General features: G+C 62.2%; 29 protein-coding genes. All 29 read right to left on the minus strand.

Annotated elements, in window-relative coordinates:
* Positions 1–11 precede the first annotated feature (11 nt).
* Positions 12–1499: a DegQ family serine endoprotease gene (locus NKI97_RS06740; RefSeq protein WP_352451043.1), complete on the minus strand. Its 1488-nt coding sequence runs from the start codon at positions 1497–1499 to the stop codon at positions 12–14.
* A 193-nt stretch (positions 1500–1692) separates the two neighbouring features.
* On the minus strand, positions 1693–2124 hold the full coding sequence (gene rplQ, locus NKI97_RS06745; RefSeq protein WP_023675127.1) for a 50S ribosomal protein L17: 432 nt from the start codon (positions 2122–2124) through the stop codon (positions 1693–1695).
* Between the two features lie 43 nt (positions 2125–2167).
* Positions 2168–3178 carry a DNA-directed RNA polymerase subunit alpha gene (locus NKI97_RS06750; RefSeq protein ID WP_023675128.1) on the minus strand — a complete coding sequence of 337 codons (1011 nt, stop codon included), beginning with the start codon at positions 3176–3178 and terminating at the stop codon, positions 2168–2170.
* A gap of 183 nt (positions 3179–3361) precedes the next feature.
* Positions 3362–3751 carry a 30S ribosomal protein S11 gene (gene rpsK, locus NKI97_RS06755; protein ID WP_006205444.1) on the minus strand — a complete coding sequence of 130 codons (390 nt, stop codon included), beginning with the start codon at positions 3749–3751 and terminating at the stop codon, positions 3362–3364.
* 143 nt (positions 3752–3894) lie between these two features.
* Entirely contained in the window at positions 3895–4263 is a 369-nt protein-coding gene (rpsM, locus tag NKI97_RS06760; protein ID WP_006205445.1) for a 30S ribosomal protein S13, read from the minus strand.
* A gap of 198 nt (positions 4264–4461) precedes the next feature.
* On the minus strand, positions 4462–5073 hold the full coding sequence (locus NKI97_RS06765) for an adenylate kinase (RefSeq protein WP_352451044.1): 612 nt from the start codon (positions 5071–5073) through the stop codon (positions 4462–4464).
* The gene (secY, locus tag NKI97_RS06770) at positions 5070–6410 is read right to left on the minus strand and encodes a preprotein translocase subunit SecY (RefSeq protein WP_023675130.1); all 1341 of its coding nucleotides are present in this window, start codon (positions 6408–6410) and stop codon (positions 5070–5072) included. Before secY ends, NKI97_RS06765 begins: the two co-directional genes overlap by 4 nt.
* Positions 6411–6601: 191 nt before the next feature.
* Positions 6602–7075: a 50S ribosomal protein L15 gene (rplO, locus tag NKI97_RS06775; protein ID WP_352451045.1), complete on the minus strand. Its 474-nt coding sequence runs from the start codon at positions 7073–7075 to the stop codon at positions 6602–6604.
* 22 nt (positions 7076–7097) lie between these two features.
* Positions 7098–7295 (minus strand): 50S ribosomal protein L30, encoded by a 198-nt coding sequence (gene rpmD / locus NKI97_RS06780; RefSeq protein ID WP_006205449.1) that lies wholly within the window; start codon positions 7293–7295, stop codon positions 7098–7100.
* A gap of 24 nt (positions 7296–7319) precedes the next feature.
* On the minus strand, positions 7320–7883 hold the full coding sequence (rpsE, locus tag NKI97_RS06785) for a 30S ribosomal protein S5 (protein ID WP_006333394.1): 564 nt from the start codon (positions 7881–7883) through the stop codon (positions 7320–7322).
* 156 nt (positions 7884–8039) lie between these two features.
* Positions 8040–8399 (minus strand): 50S ribosomal protein L18, encoded by a 360-nt coding sequence (gene rplR, locus NKI97_RS06790; RefSeq protein ID WP_023675132.1) that lies wholly within the window; start codon positions 8397–8399, stop codon positions 8040–8042.
* An 85-nt stretch (positions 8400–8484) separates the two neighbouring features.
* Positions 8485–9018: a 50S ribosomal protein L6 gene (gene rplF / locus NKI97_RS06795; RefSeq protein ID WP_023675133.1), complete on the minus strand. Its 534-nt coding sequence runs from the start codon at positions 9016–9018 to the stop codon at positions 8485–8487.
* Positions 9019–9107: 89 nt separating this feature from the next.
* Entirely contained in the window at positions 9108–9506 is a 399-nt protein-coding gene (gene rpsH, locus NKI97_RS06800) for a 30S ribosomal protein S8 (RefSeq protein WP_006205453.1), read from the minus strand.
* 12 nt (positions 9507–9518) lie between these two features.
* Positions 9519–9824: a 30S ribosomal protein S14 gene (gene rpsN / locus NKI97_RS06805; RefSeq protein ID WP_352451046.1), complete on the minus strand. Its 306-nt coding sequence runs from the start codon at positions 9822–9824 to the stop codon at positions 9519–9521.
* A gap of 27 nt (positions 9825–9851) precedes the next feature.
* Positions 9852–10430, minus strand: coding sequence for a 50S ribosomal protein L5 (gene rplE / locus NKI97_RS06810; protein WP_008875670.1), 579 nt, complete (start codon positions 10428–10430; stop codon positions 9852–9854).
* On the minus strand, positions 10423–10737 hold the full coding sequence (gene rplX, locus NKI97_RS06815) for a 50S ribosomal protein L24 (RefSeq protein ID WP_254817150.1): 315 nt from the start codon (positions 10735–10737) through the stop codon (positions 10423–10425). Before rplX ends, rplE begins: the two co-directional genes overlap by 8 nt.
* A gap of 12 nt (positions 10738–10749) precedes the next feature.
* Positions 10750–11118 carry a 50S ribosomal protein L14 gene (rplN, locus tag NKI97_RS06820; RefSeq protein ID WP_006205457.1) on the minus strand — a complete coding sequence of 123 codons (369 nt, stop codon included), beginning with the start codon at positions 11116–11118 and terminating at the stop codon, positions 10750–10752.
* A gap of 82 nt (positions 11119–11200) precedes the next feature.
* A complete protein-coding gene (rpsQ, locus tag NKI97_RS06825) occupies positions 11201–11440 on the minus strand; it encodes a 30S ribosomal protein S17 (protein ID WP_023675136.1) in 240 nt (79 codons plus the stop codon).
* A gap of 11 nt (positions 11441–11451) precedes the next feature.
* Positions 11452–11652, minus strand: coding sequence for a 50S ribosomal protein L29 (gene rpmC / locus NKI97_RS06830; protein WP_006205459.1), 201 nt, complete (start codon positions 11650–11652; stop codon positions 11452–11454).
* A 13-nt stretch (positions 11653–11665) separates the two neighbouring features.
* The gene (rplP, locus tag NKI97_RS06835; protein ID WP_006205460.1) at positions 11666–12079 is read right to left on the minus strand and encodes a 50S ribosomal protein L16; all 414 of its coding nucleotides are present in this window, start codon (positions 12077–12079) and stop codon (positions 11666–11668) included.
* Positions 12080–12106: 27 nt separating this feature from the next.
* Entirely contained in the window at positions 12107–12832 is a 726-nt protein-coding gene (gene rpsC, locus NKI97_RS06840) for a 30S ribosomal protein S3 (RefSeq protein WP_023675137.1), read from the minus strand.
* Positions 12832–13221: a 50S ribosomal protein L22 gene (gene rplV / locus NKI97_RS06845; RefSeq protein ID WP_006205462.1), complete on the minus strand. Its 390-nt coding sequence runs from the start codon at positions 13219–13221 to the stop codon at positions 12832–12834. The genes rpsC and rplV overlap by 1 nt, the downstream gene beginning before the upstream one ends.
* Positions 13222–13223: 2 nt before the next feature.
* Positions 13224–13502, minus strand: a complete 279-nt coding sequence (gene rpsS / locus NKI97_RS06850; RefSeq protein ID WP_006205463.1) for a 30S ribosomal protein S19 — start codon at positions 13500–13502, stop codon at positions 13224–13226.
* A 16-nt stretch (positions 13503–13518) separates the two neighbouring features.
* On the minus strand, positions 13519–14352 hold the full coding sequence (gene rplB / locus NKI97_RS06855; protein ID WP_352833201.1) for a 50S ribosomal protein L2: 834 nt from the start codon (positions 14350–14352) through the stop codon (positions 13519–13521).
* Positions 14353–14374: 22 nt separating this feature from the next.
* A complete protein-coding gene (locus NKI97_RS06860) occupies positions 14375–14668 on the minus strand; it encodes a 50S ribosomal protein L23 (protein WP_023675139.1) in 294 nt (97 codons plus the stop codon).
* Complete coding sequence (gene rplD, locus NKI97_RS06865; protein ID WP_023675140.1) at positions 14665–15285, minus strand: 50S ribosomal protein L4; 621 nt, start codon at positions 15283–15285, stop codon at positions 14665–14667. Before rplD ends, NKI97_RS06860 begins: the two co-directional genes overlap by 4 nt.
* Entirely contained in the window at positions 15285–16013 is a 729-nt protein-coding gene (gene rplC, locus NKI97_RS06870) for a 50S ribosomal protein L3 (RefSeq protein WP_352451050.1), read from the minus strand. The genes rplD and rplC overlap by 1 nt, the downstream gene beginning before the upstream one ends.
* A 96-nt stretch (positions 16014–16109) precedes the next feature.
* Positions 16110–16418, minus strand: a complete 309-nt coding sequence (rpsJ, locus tag NKI97_RS06875) for a 30S ribosomal protein S10 (protein ID WP_006205468.1) — start codon at positions 16416–16418, stop codon at positions 16110–16112.
* A gap of 63 nt (positions 16419–16481) precedes the next feature.
* The gene (gene tuf / locus NKI97_RS06880) at positions 16482–17657 is read right to left on the minus strand and encodes an elongation factor Tu (protein ID WP_352614181.1); all 1176 of its coding nucleotides are present in this window, start codon (positions 17655–17657) and stop codon (positions 16482–16484) included.
* Positions 17658–17676: the final 19 nt, after the last annotated feature.

The following is a 17676-nucleotide window of genomic DNA, read 5'->3' on the forward strand; positions in this document are numbered from 1 at the left end:
GACGTTCGGGCTCAGTAACGCAACACCTGGCGCAGTATCTGCCCGCCGCGCTCGACGGTAAAGCGCCACCAGCGCGTATCCTGCTGGGCTACCTGTTCCAAGGTCGCCGCCTTGTCGATCGTCAGGCCATTGACCTCACGCACGATGTCGCCTGGCTGGAAGCCAAAATCGGCAGCAGGCGAATCGCGGTTGATGTCGACCACGGTGACGCCTTTGACATCGGAGCGCAGACCGAGCCGTTGGGCAAGCCGTGGCGACAGTTCAGCAACCTTGGCACCGGAAAACGGGCTGCGGCCGCGCAATGTGAGTTCCGCAGCTTTGGCGCCCTCAGGCGGCCGTTCCAGCGCGATGTCCATCGTCGCCTGCTGACCCTTGCTCAGAACGCCGAAGCTGGCATTCGTACCAATCGACAGCGTCGCCATCCGGTAGTCCAGCGCCCCGACGCTCTCGACCGGCTTGCCATTGAGCGACAGCACTACGTCGCCCGGCTTGAGCCCTGCCTTGGCGGCGGGTCCTGCCTCTTCGACCGAAGAAACCAGCGCGCCGGTCGGTTTGTCGATGCCAAGCGATTCGGCAATCTGCGGCGTCACCGCCTCGAACTCGGCACCGGCATACGGCCGCTCGAAGAAGTCGAGCCCGGCCTTGGCCGCGTCGGCGAAGGCGCGAACCATGTTCGAAGGGATGGCAAAGCCGATGCCGATCGAGCCGCCGCTACGGCTATAGATCGCCGTGTTGATGCCGATCAGCTGCCCTCCCATGTTGACCAGCGCGCCACCGGAATTGCCGGGGTTGATGGCGGCGTCGGTCTGGATGAAGAAGCTGGAATCGGAGACGCCGATATGGCTGCGCGCCACCGCCGAAATGATGCCGCTGGTGGTGGTCTGGCCGACACCGAACGGATTGCCGATCGCCAGCACCAGATCGCCGACCTCGAGCGCGTCGGAATCGCCGATAGCGATCACCGGGAACGGCTTGTCAGAAGAAATCTTGAGCACGGCGAGATCGAGCGTCTCGTCCTTAAGCAGTACCTTGCTGTCGAATTCGCGCCCATCGGCGGTCGCGACCTTGACCTGGTCAGCGTCCTTGACGACGTGGAAATTGGTGACCACGACGCCGGTCGGATCGACCAGCACCCCCGAACCGAGCGAGGACTGCGCGCGCGGCTGCGAGCGGCCGAAGAACTCCTCGAAGAACGGATCGCCGTCGAAGGGCGACGTCACCTTGGCGGTCTGCGAGGCGTAGACATTGACCACGGCCGGCGCCGTCTGCTTGACCAGCGGCGCGAAGGACAGCTGCACCTCCTCGCGGCCGAACGGCACGCGCTTGTCGGGGCCGGAGGTGGCGTTTTCGCCTTCGACGCCATGCAATAGATCCGTCAGCACGTCGGACAAACCGGGATCTGGCTTGGTCTCCTCCGCTAGCGCGTGCCTGGCCGCCGGCACGACGGCCAGCGCCATCAAGGCGCAGATCAGAACAAGGGACAGCCGTTTAACGCGCATTCCGAATCCTCCAAGTCGGGCGCCATTGTCCTGACGATTGTGCAAAATGAAAGGCTAAGCCGCTGAAATCCGATTATTTTGGGTAGTCGCCGCAAAAACCGGTGACAAAACCCCTACCAGCCCTGCCAGGTACCTTCGGAAACAGAAAAAGGGGCCCGGAGGCCCCTTTTGAACTTCTCAGAAAAACCGAGCCTTATGCGGCTGCGGCTTCCTCTTCGGTGCCTTCGGCCTCGATGCGGGCACGGTCGCCGGCGCCCTTGGCCGAGGTGTCGCGGTCGACGAATTCAATGACGGCCATTGCGGCATTGTCACCGTGGCGGAAGCCCGCCTTCATGATGCGCAGATAGCCGCCATTGCGGGTGGCGTAGCGCGGCGCGATGGTATCGAACAGGCGCTTGACGACGCCTTCATTGCCGATCTGGGCAATCACCTGGCGGCGAGCGTGCAGGTCGCCGCGCTTGCCGAGCGTCACCAGCTTCTCGACGATCGGACGCAAATCCTTCGCCTTCGGCAGCGTGGTGAGAATCTGCTCGTGCTCGATAAGCGACACGGCAAGGTTGGCAAACATCGACTTGCGATGGCTTATGCTGCGGGCGAACCGGCGGCCTTTAAATCCGTGGCGCATGGCTCTTCTCCTTCATTGCGGGTTCAAGAGGCTCTCTCAAGCCTCAATATTGATCTTCGTAACGCTTGGCGAGGTCTTCGATGTTTTCCGGCGGCCAGTCCGGCACTTCCATGCCGAGATGCAGGCCCATCGCCGCCAGGACTTCCTTGATCTCGTTCAGCGACTTGCGGCCGAAGTTCGGGGTGCGCAGCATCTCGGCTTCGGTCTTCTGAATCAGGTCGCCGATATAGACGATGTTGTCGTTCTTCAGACAGTTGGCCGAACGCACCGAAAGCTCGAGCTCGTCGACCTTCTTGAGCAGCGCCGGGTTGAAGGCAAGCTCGGTAACCTGTTCGGCGGCGACTTCCTTCTGCGGCTCGTCGAAATTGACGAACAGGCCGAGCTGGTCCTGCAGGATGCGAGCGGCGAAGGCCACCGCGTCCTCGCCCGAAATCGAACCGTCGGTCTCGATGGTCATGGTCAGCTTGTCATAGTCGAGAACCTGGCCCTCGCGGGTGTTCTCGACCTTGTAGGAGACCTTCTTGACCGGCGAATACAGGCTGTCGACGGGGATCAGCCCGATCGGCGCGTCCTCGGCGCGGTTACGGTCGGCCGGCACATAGCCCTTGCCGGTATCGACGGTGAATTCCATGCGGATTTCAGCGCCTTCGTCCAGCGTGCAGATGACGTGGTCGGGATTGAGGATCTCGACGTCGCCGACCGTCTGGATGTCGCCGGCGAGAACCGCGCCCGGTCCCTGCTTGCGGACGACCATGCGCTTGGGGCCGTCGCCTTCCATGCGGATGGCGATTTCCTTGATATTCAAAACGATGTCGGTCACGTCCTCGCGGACGCCGGCGATGGACGAGAATTCATGCAGAACGCCGTCGATCTGCACGGCGGTTACAGCCGCGCCACGCAGCGAAGACAGAAGCACGCGGCGCAGCGCGTTGCCGAGGGTGAGGCCGAAGCCGCGCTCGAGCGGCTCGGCGACCAGCGTGGTCAGCGTCTTCTTCTTCGACGAGAACTCGATCTTGTTCGGCTTGATCAGTTCTTGCCAATTTTTCTGGATCATAGTGCTTTCCTTCCGTTGTCCCGCCACCATCCAATCGTGGCGGGCGACCTGGAATGCCGTGGAGGAGCGCCCTTGAGGCGCTCGCGCGGCGTTCGGTAAATTCTAAAGCGCGTCGCGCTTTAGGTTTTTGCTTTTATGCATGTCGCTGCCCCAAAACCGCTTTACACTTTTGGGCGACATGCATTAGACGCGGCGCTTCTTGCGCGGGCGGCAGCCATTGTGCGGGATCGGCGTCACATCACGGATCGAGGTGATGGTGAAGCCGGCAGCCTGCAGCGCGCGCAGCGCCGATTCACGACCGGAGCCGGGTCCACAGACCTCGACCTCGAGCATGCGCATGCCGTGTTCCTGGGCCTTCTTGGCAACATCTTCTGCGGCCATCTGGGCAGCGAACGGGGTCGATTTGCGCGATCCCTTGAAGCCCTGGGCTCCGGCCGACGACCAGGCAATCGAGTTACCCTGCGCGTCGGTGATGGTGATCATCGTGTTGTTGAAGGTCGAATTGACGTGGGCAACGCCCGACGAGATGTTCTTGCGTTCGCGACGGCGAACACGAGCGGCTTCCTTGGCCATGATGGTCCTTTCAGTTGATCTCTACACCGCCGTAATGCCAGCGGCTCCACCTGGTGAATGGTGAATGGTAAAATGGTGAATGGCCACAACGTCGGCTCTTGGCCTTCGTCACCATTCACTATTCACCCTTGACCATTCACAAATTACTTCTTCTTTCCGGCAATCGACTTGGCCGGGCCCTTGCGGGTGCGCGCATTGGTATGCGTGCGCTGACCACGAACCGGCAGCGAGCGGCGGTGACGCAGGCCGCGGTAGCAGCCGAGGTCCATGAGCCGCTTGATATTCATCGAAACTTCGCGGCGCAGGTCGCCCTCGACCTGGTAATCACGATCGATGGTCTCGCGGATCTGCAGCACTTCCGCGTCGGTCAGCTGGTTGACGCGGCGCTCGGCCGGGATGCCGACCTTGTCGACGATCTCCTGGGCGAACTTCTTGCCAATGCCGTGAATGTATTGAAGCGCGATGACGACGCGCTTGTTGGTCGGAATATTGACGCCGGCTATACGAGCCATGTTCTTCTCTTCTCCATATAGGCCGGATGAGCCGGCGCTTCAAGTTGCCCCGCGTCCGGTGGAGGCCGGCCCTTGCGGGAGTTTCCAGTTCAAAGCGGCCTGCCTTGCCCTTGCGGACAAGCAAGCCTCATGCCTGATAGGAAGACGGGCCGCCATACCCCAGCGGACCGCTCCAGTCAAGCGCAATCGTTCGATTCTCTAGCCGGCCGCCTGGCCGACTTTCCGGGTCCTCGCCCTGAGCACCGCCTCGATCTGCTGCGTCACCGCATCGATGTCGGCCATGCCATCGACGCCCCTGAGTTTGCCCTTGGCGTAGTAGTAGCCGATCAGCGGCGAGGTTTTCTTGTAATATTCCCTCAAGCGTTCTTCGAACACCGCTGGACTGTCGTCCTTGCGCACCGGCAGGCCTGCGGCCTTGGCTTCTTCGGCGCGCTTGACGATTCGGCCAACCAGCGCCTTGTCGTCGACAACAAATTCGATGACCGCGTCTAGCTCCAGTCCGCGATCCGACAGCATTTCCTCAACGGCGTCCGCTTGCACCAGGGTTCGCGGGTACCCGTCAAGGATGAAGCCGTTTGCGCAATCAGCTTGATCGATGCGCTCGGCCACGATGGCGTTGACGATAGCGTCGGACACCAGTTCGCCAGCGTCCATTACCGCCTTGGCGCGCTTGCCGACTTCGGTGCCAGCCTGGACAGCAGCACGCAGCATGTCCCCCGTGGAAAGCTGTGGGATGCCGTGTCGTTCTACCAGTCTTAGTGCTTGTGTCCCCTTGCCCGCCCCCGGCGGTCCAAGCAATATCAACCTCATCTGGCCTTTTTCCCCCCGCGCAGCTTCGACTTCTTGATCAGGCCCTCATACTGGTGCGCGATCAGGTGACCCTGAATCTGCGCCACCGTATCGAGCGTTACACTGACCACGATCAGGAGCGAAGTGCCACCAAGGTAGAACGGTACGCCAGTCGCTGAAATCAGGAACTCGGGCAGCAGACACACCAGCACCAGATAAATGGCGCCGACGACGGTGATGCGGGTGAGCACATAGTCAATATAGTCCGCAGTGCGCTCGCCCGGACGATAGCCCGGGATGAAGCCCGAATGCTTCTTGAGCTGGTCGGCGGTGTCCTTCGGATTGAAGACGATCGCCGTATAGAAGAAGGCGAAGAACACGATCATCGCCGCGTAGAAGGCCATATAGAGCGGCTGGCCGTGGCCGAGCGCCGCCAGGATGGTGCTGGCCCATGCAGGCATATTGGTGGTCTGCGAGAAGCCGGCAACCGTTGCCGGAAGCAGCAGCAGCGACGAGGCGAAGATCGGCGGAATGACGCCGGAGGTGTTAAGCTTCAGCGGCAGATGCGAGGTATCGCCCTGGAACATGCGATTGCCGACTTGGCGCTTGGGATACTGGATCAGCAGGCGGCGCTGGGCGCGCTCGAAGAAGACGATCAGCGCGATGACGATGATGGCCAGCACGATGATCGCCAGGATCAGGCCGGTCGACAAGGCGCCGGTGCGGCCAAGCTCCAGCGTGCCGGAGATGGCGCGCGGCAGGCCGGCGACGATGCCGGAGAAGATGATCAGCGAAATGCCGTTGCCGATGCCGCGAGCAGTGATCTGCTCGCCAAGCCACATCAGGAACATGGTGCCGCCGACCAGCGTGACGACGGTAGAGATGCGGAAGAACATGCCGGGATCGTTGACGATGCCGTTGCCGCCCTCAAGCCCGACCGAAATGCCGTACGCCTGAACCAGCGCCAGAAGCACGGTGCCGTAGCGCGTGTACTGGTTGATGATCTTGCGGCCCTGCTCGCCTTCCTTCTTCAGCGCTTCCAGCGACGGAATGACCGAGGTCATCAGCTGCATGATGATGGAGGCCGAGATATAGGGCATGATGCCGAGGGCAAAGATCGCCATGCGCTGCACGGCACCGCCGGCGAACATGTTGAACATGCCGAGCACGCCCTTGCTCTGCGACGAGAAGGCCTGGGCGAAAGCGTCGGGATTGATGCCGGGCAGCGGAATATAGGTGCCAAGGCGGTAGACGAGCAGCGCACCGATGGTGAACCAGATGCGCTTCTTCAGATCCTCGGCTTTGGCGAAGGCCGAAAAATTCAGATTCGAGGCCAGTTGTTCAGCAGCCGAAGCCATGCCTGATTCTCCGCTTGGTCACGCTCGATGCCCGCAGCTCAGGCGGCGCGTGTCACCGAAGCTCACGAGATAAGCTCCGGACTGCAAACATGCAAGCGGCCGCGTTGATGCGGCCGCCACATCTGTCGGATCAAAACACGACCGCAGGCAAAACCGAATTCCACCTTTGCCGACCGTGCTTCAAATTGCCGTTACTCGGCGGCTGCCTGCTCAGGCAACTTCACCGAGCCGCCGGCCTTTTCGATCTTCTCGACCGCGGCCTTGGAAGCACCGGCAACGTCGAAGGCAAGCTTGGCCTTGATGTCGCCGTCCGAAAGGATGCGCACGCCGTCCTTGACGCGACGGATGACGCCAGCCGCAACCAGCGCCTCGGCCGTTACAACTGTCTTGGCGTCGAGCTTCTTGGCATCGAGCGCCGCCTGGATGCGGGCCAGCGACACGACGGTGAAGCTCTTGGCGAAGATATTGTTGAAGCCGCGCTTCGGCAGGCGGCGGTAGAGCGGCATCTGGCCACCCTCGAAGCCGTTGACGGCGACGCCGGAGCGCGCCTTCTGGCCCTTGACGCCGCGACCGGCGGTCTTGCCCGAACCGGAACCGATGCCACGGCCGAGACGCTTCTTGGAGTGCGTCGCGCCGTCCTTGTCACGCAGATCATTGAGTTTCATCTGGGTTCTCCTGCGCTCTGGCTCAGCCCTCGTCCACGACGCGGACGAGATGCTGGACGGCAGCGATCATGCCGCGCACCGAGGGCGTATCCTCCAGCGTGCGCTGCTTGTGCATCTTGTTGAGGCCGAGGCCGACCAGCGTTGCCCGCTGCTCCTTCGGCCGGCGGATCGGCGAACCGATCTGCTCGACGGTGATGGTCTTGGTTGCTTTCTTGGCCATGGTCAAATCCCTGGTCAGCGTCGACTATTCTTCAGCCGCAACGGCGGTGCCGCGGCGGGCCTGAAGGGTCGAATACTTGATGCCGCGCGCGGCAGCCACATCCTTCGGATGCATCTGGCTCTTCAGCGCGTCGAAAGTGGCACGAACCATGTTGTAGGGGTTCGAAGAACCCATCGACTTGGCGACCACGTCATGCATGCCGAGCGTCTCGAAAACGGCGCGCATCGGGCCGCCGGCGATGATGCCGGTACCTTGCTTGGCGGCGCGCAGCAGAACGCGTCCCGCGCCCCAGCGTCCCTCGACGTCGTGGTGCAGCGTACGGCCCGAGCGTAGCGGCACGAAGATCATGTCGCGCTTGGCCGATTCGGTCGCCTTGCGGATCGCCTCCGGCACTTCGCGCGCCTTGCCGTGGCCGAAGCCGACGCGGCCCTTCTGGTCGCCGACGACGACAAGTGCCGCAAAGCCGAAGCGCCGGCCGCCCTTGACGACTTTGGCGACACGGTTGATGTGGACGAGCTTGTCGACCATGCCGTCGTCGCGCTCTTCGCGATCACGGCCGCGGCCGCCATCCCTACGTTCCTGTGCCATATCCTGTTCCTTGTTTTTTTCCGGAAGCACGGTTGATGATGATATCCGGCACCTCTGCGGGTCGCCGGGGGCGAAAACTCTTTTTTCCTTCGCATGATCTTATCCGAAAAGTCTGCAACTTTTTGCTGCGCTGACCTTCGGTTCGGGATCATGCTTCTAGAAGCTCAGACCACCTTCACGGGCAGCCTCGGCCAGCGCCTTGACGCGGCCGTGGTAGATATAGGCGCCGCGGTCGAAGACGACTTCCTTGACGCCGGCCTTCGAGGCGCGTTCGGCGATCAGCTTTCCGATGGCAGCTGCAGCCGCGGTGTCGGCGCCGGTCTTGAGCGAGCCCTTGAGCTCCTTCTCGAGCGTCGAAGCAGCCGCGATGGTGTGGCCCTTGGCGTCGTCGATCACCTGGACATAGATGTTCTTCGACGTGCGATGGACCGACAAGCGCGGACGATCGCCGGCAACCTTCTTGATCTGGCGGCGGACGCGCTGGGCGCGGCGTTGGGTGGATTCTTTCGAGCCCATGATATCAGTTCCTTGCCTTCAAAAAACGGGGGCAACCATATGCGGTAGGACGAGCCTCCCGCGACCGCTCCCCGCGGCGTTAAAATTACTTCTTCTTGCCTTCCTTGCGGACGATCTTCTCGCCGGCATAGCGGACACCCTTGCCCTTGTAGGGCTCGGGGCTGCGATACTCGCGGATCTCGGCGGCAACCTGGCCGACCTGCTGCTTGTCGATGCCGGTCACCGTGATTTCCGTCGGCTTCGGCACCGAAATCGTCACGCCCTGCGGCGTCTCGTAGACGACGTCATGGCTGAAGCCGAGCGCCAGCTGCAGGTTCTTGCCCTGCATGGCGGCACGATAGCCGACGCCGGTGATCTCGAGCTTCTTTTCGAAGCCGTCCTTGACGCCCTGCAGGATGTTGACGATCTGCGTGCGCGACATGCCCCACTTGGAACGGGCAGTCTTGGTCTGGTCGCGCGGCTGGACAGCGATCTCGCTGCCTTCCATCTTGACCAGCACTTCGTCGTTCACCACGAACTTCAGCTCGCCCTTCGGACCCTTCGCCGTCACGGTCTGGCCGTTGACGGTCGCGGTCACGCCCTGCGGCAGCGAAACGGGTTTCTTTCCAATACGAGACATTTTGTTGTCCTCGTCACTTCTCTTGTTTCAGGTCTCGGCTTTCGGGACTAGATCCCGAAAACCTGTTTCCAACCGGGTCACATACCAGATCAGAAGATCTGGCAGAGGATTTCCCCGCCGACATTCTGTTCACGCGCTTCGTGGTCGGCCATCACGCCCTTCGGCGTCGAAAGGATGGCGATGCCGAGGCCGTTGGCGACGTGCGGTATCGACTTGGCCGAAACGTAGACGCGGCGGCCGGGCTTCGAGACCCGAGCGATTTCGCGCACCACCGGCGCACCATCGAAATACTTCAGCTCGATCTCGATTTCGGACTTGCCGTTGTCGAAGTCGGTCTGGCTGTAGTCGCGGATATAGCCTTCCGCCTTCAGCACGTCGAGGACGCGGGTACGCAGGCGCGAGGCCGGCGTCGAAACGCTCGACTTCTTGCGGCCATACGCGTTGCGGATGCGGGTCAGCATATCGCCGAGAGGATCGCTCAATGACATGTTATGTCCTCCTTACCAGCTCGACTTGACCAGGCCCGGGATCTGGCCGTTATTGCCGAGATCACGAAGCGCGATACGCGATACTTTGAGCTTGCGATAATAGGCACGCGGACGTCCGGTGACTTCGCAGCGGTTGCGGATGCGGGTCTTGGCCGAGTTGCGCGGCAGCGCCGAAAGCTTCAGCTGGGCGCGGAAGCGCTCTTCCATCGGCTTGGACTGATCCATGATGATCGCCTTGAGCACCTCGCGCTTGGCAGCGAACTGGTCCGCAAGCTTGCGGCGCCTGTTGTTCTTCTCGACTGAGCTGGTCTTTGCCATTTCAGATTTTTCCTTTTCTCGCTGCCGTTACTGGCGGAAGGGGAAGTTGAAGGCCTTGAGCAATGCCCTGGCTTCGTCGTCCGTCTTCGCAGTCGTACAAACGATGACGTCCATGCCCCAGATCTGATCAACCTTGTCGTAGTTGATCTCCGGAAACACGATGTGTTCCTTGATGCCCATGGCATAGTTGCCACGGCCATCGAAGCTCTTCGGATTAAGTCCGCGGAAGTCGCGGACGCGCGGCAGTGCGATGTTCACGAGGCGGTCGAGGAACTCGTACATGCGTTCCTTGCGCAGCGTGACCTTGGCGCCGATCGGCATCTTCTCGCGGACCTTGAAGCCGGCGATCGAGTTGCGGGCGCGGGTGACGACGGCCTTCTGGCCGGCGATCATCGCAAGGTCTTCCGCCGCGATCGAAGGCTTCTTCGAATCGCCGGTCGCCTCGCCGACGCCCATGTTCAGCACGATCTTGTCGATGCGCGGAACCTGCATCTCGTTCTCGTAGCCGAACTGCTCCTGCAGCGCCTTGCGGATGGTCTCGTTGTAGACCTGCTTGAGGCGCGGCGTGTTCTGGGCAGTTGCCTGCTTGGTTTGAGCCTTAGCCATTGATGACTTCTCCCGAGCGCTTGGCGACGCGCACCTTCTTGCCGTCCTTCTGGAAGATGAAGCCGACCCGGGTCGGCTTGCCATCCTTGGGGTCGGCCAGCGCGATGTTCGACAGCTGGATCGGCGCTTCCTTGGTGATGATCCCGCCCTCTTGGGACTGGGACTGCTTCTGGTGACGACGGATCAGGTTGACGCCGCGCACCAGCGCGGTGTCGTCCTTCGGCTGTACCGAGAGGACTTCGCCCGAACGGCCCTTGTCCTTGCCGGCCAGCACGACGACCTTGTCGCCTTTTCTAATCTTCTGCATTGGTCCGGCTCCTTACAGCACTTCAGGCGCGAGCGAGATGATCTTCATGTGGTTCTTGGCGCGGAGTTCGCGCGGAACCGGTCCGAAGATACGCGTGCCGATCGGCTCTTTCTTGTTGTCGACGAGAACGGCTGCGTTCTTGTCGAAACGGATCACGCTGCCGTCCGGGCGGCGGATGTCCTTGGCCGTGCGAACCACGACCGCCTTCATCACATCGCCCTTCTTGACGCGGCCGCGCGGGATGGCTTCCTTGATCGACACCACGATGATGTCGCCCACGGAAGCGTATTTCCGCTTCGAGCCGCCCAGCACCTTGATGCACATGACACGACGGGCGCCGGAATTATCCGCGACGTCGAGGTTTGTTTGCATCTGAATCATGACTGGCCGCCTTCTTCTTTTCTAACGGGACGGGTTTCTCACCCCTCCCCGGTCTGTCCAAAATTCGTTTCGTTGGCCCTGATCAGGCCTGGTCCGAAGACACCACGACCCAGCGCTTGTCCTTGGAAATCGGCTTCGATTCCTGGATGAACACCTGATCGCCGACCTTGTGGGCGTTGTTCTCGTCGTGCGCCTTGTACTTCTTGGTCATGCGCACGGTCTTCTTCATCACGGGATGCGTGAAGCGCCGTTCGACCTTGACGACAACCGTCTTCTCGTTCTTGTCGCTGACGACGGTGCCCTGCAGAATGCGCTTTGGCATGGTTTTCGTCCTTAAGCCTTCTTGGCCGCGGACTTTTCCGCAGCGATGGTCTTGATACGCGCAATGTCCTTGCGGACCTGCCTCACGCGCGCGGTCTTCTCAAGCTGGCCGGTGGCCTTCTGGAAGCGCAGGTTGAACTGCTCCTTCTTCAGGCTGGCCAGGTCGTCGGTCAGCTGGTCCTGGGTCTTGGTCCGGATGTCTTCGGCTTTCATGATCAGCCCGTCCTTATTCTGCGATGCGCTGTACGAAGCGCGTCCTGACCGAGAGCTTGGCCGCGCCGAGACGCAGCGCCTCACGGGCGGTTTCCTCGTTGACGCCGTCGATCTCGAACATGATGCGGCCCGGCTTGACGCGTGCCGCCCAGTAGTCGACCGCGCCCTTGCCCTTACCCATACGGACTTCGGTCGGCTTCGACGTCACCGGCACGTCCGGGAAGATACGGATCCACACGCGGCCGGCACGCTTCATCTCGCGGGTGATCGCGCGGCGGGCCGCCTCGATCTCACGCGCGGTGACGCGGTTCGGCTCAAGCGCCTTCAGCCCGAAACCACCGAAATCCAGGTTGGTGCCGCCCTTGGCGGTACCGTGGATACGGCCCTTGAACTGCTTGCGGAACTTTGTGCGCTTTGGCTGCAGCATCGTTCTAACTCCAAATTCCTAAATGTCTTACGCGTTTTCGCGACGGCGACCGCGTTCGCGCTCACCACCACCGCCATGCGCATGATCGCCCTCGGTGGCGCGGCGCTCCGAAGCCATCGGGTCGTGCTCGAGGATTTCGCCCTTGAACACCCAGACCTTGACGCCGCAGATGCCGTAGGCCGTATTCGCCTCGGCCGTGCCGTAGTCGACGTCGGCACGCAGCGTATGCAGCGGCACGCGGCCTTCACGATACCATTCCATGCGCGCGATCTCGGCGCCGCCGAGACGGCCGGCGCAGTTGATGCGGATGCCTTCGGCACCGAGGCGCATCGCCGACTGCACGGCACGCTTCATGGCGCGGCGGAACGCGATGCGGCGCTCGAGCTGCTGGGCGATCGACTGGGCGACCAAGGTCGCGTCGATCTCCGGCTTGCGCACTTCGACGATGTTCAGATGCGTCTCGGACTTGGTCATCTCCATCAGCTTCTTGCGAAGCTTCTCGATGTCGGCGCCCTTCTTGCCGATGATCAGGCCCGGACGCGCCGCATGGATGGTGACGCGGCACTTCTTGTGCGGACGCTCGATCACGACCTTCGAGATCGCAGCCTGCTTGAGTTCCTTCTCAAGATATTTGCGGATCTTGATGTCCTCGTGCAGCAGCTTGCCGTACTCGCCGGTGTTCGCGAACCAGCGCGAATCCCAGGTGCGGTTGATGCCGAGACGCAGACCGATCGGATTGACTTTCTGGCCCATTATGCGGCCTCCCCTTTTTCTTCGACTTCACGAACGACGATCGTGAGGTGCGAGAACGGCTTCTCGATACGGCTGGCGCGACCACGGCCACGGGCATGGAACCGCTTCATGACGATCGACTTGCCGACATAGGCTTCCGCCACGATCAGCGCATCGACGTCGAGGTCGTGGTTGTTTTCGGCGTTGGCGATCGCCGATTCCAGCGTCTTCTTGACCGTGCCGGAAATCCGCTTGGCCGAGAATTCGAGGTCGGAAAGCGCTGTCGCGACCTTCTTGCCGCGGATCAGCGCGGCAACCAGGTTCAGCTTCTGCGGGCTGATACGGATCGTGCGCAACACGGCGCGCGCTTCGTTGTCAGCAAGCCTGCGCGGAGCTTTGGCCTTGCCCATGATTATTTCCTCTTCGCCTTCTTATCCGCGCCGTGACCGTAATAGGTCCGGGTCGGAGCGAATTCACCGAACTTGTGACCGACCATGTCCTCGTTCACCGAGACGGGAACGTGCTTCTGGCCGTTGTAGACACCGAAGGTGAAGCCGACGAACTGCGGCAGGATGGTGGAGCGACGGCTCCACATCTTGATCACCTCATTGCGACCACCTTCACGAACCTTGTCCACCTTCTTCAGAAGGTAGCCGTCGATGAAGGGGCCTTTCCAAATCGAACGAGTCACTTGGCGTTACCTCTTCTTAGCTCTTGCGCTGATGGCGCGAGCGCAGGATGAACTTGTCGGTCGCCTTGTTGGACCGCGTCTTCTTGCCCTTGGTCGGCTTGCCCCAGGGCGAAACCGGATGGCGGCCACCCGAGGTGCGGCCTTCGCCGCCGCCATGTGGATGATCGACCGGGTTCATGGTCACGCCGCGATTGTGCGGACGCTTGCCGCGCCACACCGTGCGGCCTGCCTTGCCGTCATTGATGTTGCCGTGGTCCGGGTTTGACACGGCACCGACAGTGGCCATGCAGGAGCCGTGGACGACACGCTGCTCGCCCGAATTGAGGCGCAGGATCGCCATGCCCTGGTCGCGGCCGACGAGCTGGCCATAACCGCCGGCCGAACGGGCGACCTGAGCGCCCTTGCCGGGCTTCAGCTCGATATTGTGGACGATCGTGCCGACCGGCATCGAAGCCAGCGGCATCGCGTTGCCCGGCTTCACGTCGACCGATTCACCGGCCACGATCTTGTCGCCGGGAGCCAGACGCTGCGGGGCGATGATGTAGGACAGCTCGCCATCGTCATACTTGATCAGCGCGATGAAGGCGGTGCGGTTCGGATCGTACTCCATACGCTCGACCGTGCCGACGACGTCGAACTTGCGGCGCTTGAAGTCGATGATACGGTAGGTGCGCTTGTGACCGCCGCCGATGAAGCGGGCCGTGATGCGGCCGTAATTGTTGCGGCCGCCCGACTTGGTCAGGCCTTCGGTCAGGCCCTTGACGGGCTTGCCCTTGTAGAGGCCCGAGCGGTCGACGATGACCAGCTGACGGGTGCTCGGCGTTACCGGGTTGAATTTTTTCAGTGCCATTGTTCTGTCCTCGCGACCTTGCTCAGAGACCCGTCGCGACGTCGATCGACTGGCCTTCGGCCAGCGTCACAACCGCCTTCTTGACGTCGCTCTGGCGGCCGATCGTGCCGCGGAAGCGCTTGATCTTGCCCTTGCGGACAAGCGTGTTCACGGCCATCACCTTGACGCCAAACAGCGCTTCGACGGCGGCCTTGATTTCCGGCTTCGACGCCTTCTTGGCGACGTTGAAGACGACCTGGTTCTGCTCGGAAGCCATGGTCGACTTTTCGGTGATCGCCGGCGAGACGATCACGTCGTAATGACGAAGGTCGGTCATTTGAAGCGCTCCTCGAGAGCCTCGACGGCGGCCTTGGAAAGGACCAGCGTGCCGCGGCGCAGAATGTCGTAGACGTTGATGCCCTGGATGGGCAGCACGTCGATGTTCGGGATGTTGGTCGCTGCCAGCTTGAAGTTCTTGTCAAGCTCGGCGCCGCCAATCACCAGGGCGTTGCTCAGGCCCAGCGTCGCGAAATTCGCGATCAGCGCCTTGGTCTTGGCCTCGGTCAGCTTCAGCTCGTCGATGATGATGATCGACGCGCTCTTGGCCTTGGCCGAAAGCGCATGCTTCAGGCCGAGCGCACGCACCTTCTTAGGCAGATCGTGCTCGTGGCTGCGCACGACCGGGCCGTGGGCCTTGCCGCCGCCGCGGAACTGCGGAGCGCGAGCCGAATGGTGACGGGCGCGGCCCGTACCCTTCTGCTTGTACATCTTGGCGCCGGTGCGGGCGATTTCCGCGCGACCCTTGGCCTTGTGCGTGCCCTGCTGCTTCTTGGCAAGCTGCCAGCGCACGACGCGCTGCAGGATGTCCTCGCGCGGATCGAGGCCGAAAATCTCTTCGGAGAGCTTCAGCTTGCCGGCGTCCTTGCCGCCAAGCGTTGTAATCTTGAGGTCCATTATTCCGCTCCCTCTGTGGCCGGGGCCTCGTTCGTGGCGGCACCGTCAGTCGCAAGGGCGCGGATCGCGGCGGGCTTCGGCGCATTGGCCGGAAGCGCCACCTTGGCCGCGTCGCGGACCAGGATCCATGCACCCTTCGAACCCGGGACCGCACCGCGGATCAGGATCAGGCCGCGATCGGCGTCGGTCGAGACGACCTCGACATTCTGCGTGGTGACGCGGGTGTCGCCCATGTGGCCGGCCATATGCTTGCCCTTGAACACCTTGCCCGGATCCTGGCGCTGGCCGGTCGAGCCGTGTGTACGGTGCGACACCGAGTTGCCGTGCGTTGCGCGGCCGCCACCCATGTGGTGCCGCTTGATGACGCCCTGGAAGCCCTTGCCGATCGTGGTGCCCGTCACATCGACCTTCTGGCCGACGACGAAGTGCTCGACGGTGATCTCGGCGCCAACATCGATCATGTTGTCGGCAGAGACGCGAAACTCGGCAACCTTGGCCTTGGGCTCGACGGAAGCGGTCGCGAAATGGCCGCGCATCGCCTTCGACGTGTTCTTCACCTTGGCAAGGCCAACGCCGAGCTGGACGGCGGTATAGCCGTTCTTCTCCTGCGTGCGCTGCGCCACGACCTGGCAGTTCTCCATCTGGAGAACAGTGACGGGAACATGTTCCCCGGCATCGTTGTAGATGCGGGTCATTCCCACCTTCTTTGCAATCACACCTGAACGCATCGGTTCAATTCCTTTAGAGTTCCCTGTCGGGGCTGTCGCCCCTCCACGCCTCTTGTTCCTTCAGAGTTCCGGGTCGCCCCGCTGACCTCTGGTTCCTTAGAGCTTGATCTCGACGTCGACACCGGCGGCCAGGTCGAGCTTCATCAAAGCATCGACCGTCTGCGGGGTCGGGTCGACAATGTCGAGCAGACGCTTGTGCGTGCGCATCTCGAACTGCTCGCGGCTCTTCTTGTCGACGTGAGGCGACCGGTTGACCGTGAACTTTTCGATCCGCGTCGGCAGCGGAATGGGGCCGCGGACGTTGGCGCCGGTGCGCTTGGCGGTCGACACGATTTCCCGTGTCGAGGCGTCGAGCACCCGGTGATCAAACGCCTTCAGGCGGATGCGGATATTCTGTCCGTTCATGCGTCACTTCCTTGTTCTGGCGCGGCGCGGGCAGCGCCCGCGACAGATCGGTTTAAGTCCAAATTACTCTGTGATGGTGACGACGATGCCGGCACCGACGGTGCGGCCGCCTTCACGGATGGCGAAGCGCAGCTTCTCTTCCATGGCGATCGGCACGATCAGCTCGACATCGACGGTGATGTTGTCGCCCGGCATCACCATCTCGGTGCCTTCCGGCAGCGACACGATGCCGGTCACGTCCGTCGTGCGGAAATAGAACTGCGGACGGTAGTTGGTGAAGAACGGCGTGTGGCGGCCGCCCTCGTCCTTGGTCAGGATGTAGGCTTCGGCAACGAACTTCTTGTGCGGCTTGACGGTGCCGGGCTTGGCCAGGACCTGGCCGCGCTCGACGCCTTCACGGTCGACACCGCGCAGCAGCGCGCCGATGTTGTCGCCGGCCTGGCCCTGGTCGAGCAGCTTGCGGAACATCTCGACGCCCGTGCAGGTCGTCTTGGTGGTCGGACGGATGCCGACGATCTCCAGCTCCTCGCCGACCTTGACGACGCCGCGCTCGACGCGGCCGGTCACAACCGTGCCACGGCCCGAGATCGAGAACACGTCCTCGATCGGCATCAGGAACGGCTTGTCGAGCGGACGAACCGGCGTCGGAATGTAGGCATCGACCGCAGCCATCAGTTCGCGGATGGCGTCCTCGCCGATCTTCTTGTCGGAATCTTCAAGGGCGGCAAGCGCCGAACCCTTGACGATCGGAATGTCGTCGCCGGGGAACTCGTTCTTGGTCAAAAGCTCACGCACCTCGAGCTCGACCAGCTCGAGCAGCTCGGCGTCGTCGACCTGGTCGACCTTGTTCAAGAACACCACGATCGAGGGCACGCCGACCTGGCGGGCCAAAAGGATGTGCTCGCGGGTCTGCGGCATCGGGCCGTCGGCGGCCGACACCACCAGGATCGCGCCGTCCATCTGCGCGGCACCGGTGATCATGTTCTTCACATAGTCGGCGTGGCCGGGGCAGTCGACATGGGCATAGTGGCGGTTGGCGGTCTCGTATTCGACGTGCGCCGTCGAAATGGTGATGCCGCGCGCCTTCTCTTCGGGTGCCGCATCGATCTGGTCGTAGCGCTTGTATTCGCCAAAATACTTGGTGATCGCCGCCGTCAGCGACGTCTTGCCATGATCGACGTGACCAATCGTGCCGATGTTCACATGAGGCTTAGTGCGCTCGAATTTACCTTTTGCCATGTGATCTCTCCATTCCTGC

The organism is Mesorhizobium sp. M0296 (assembly GCF_040321675.1).
Classification (GTDB): domain Bacteria; phylum Pseudomonadota; class Alphaproteobacteria; order Rhizobiales; family Rhizobiaceae; genus Mesorhizobium.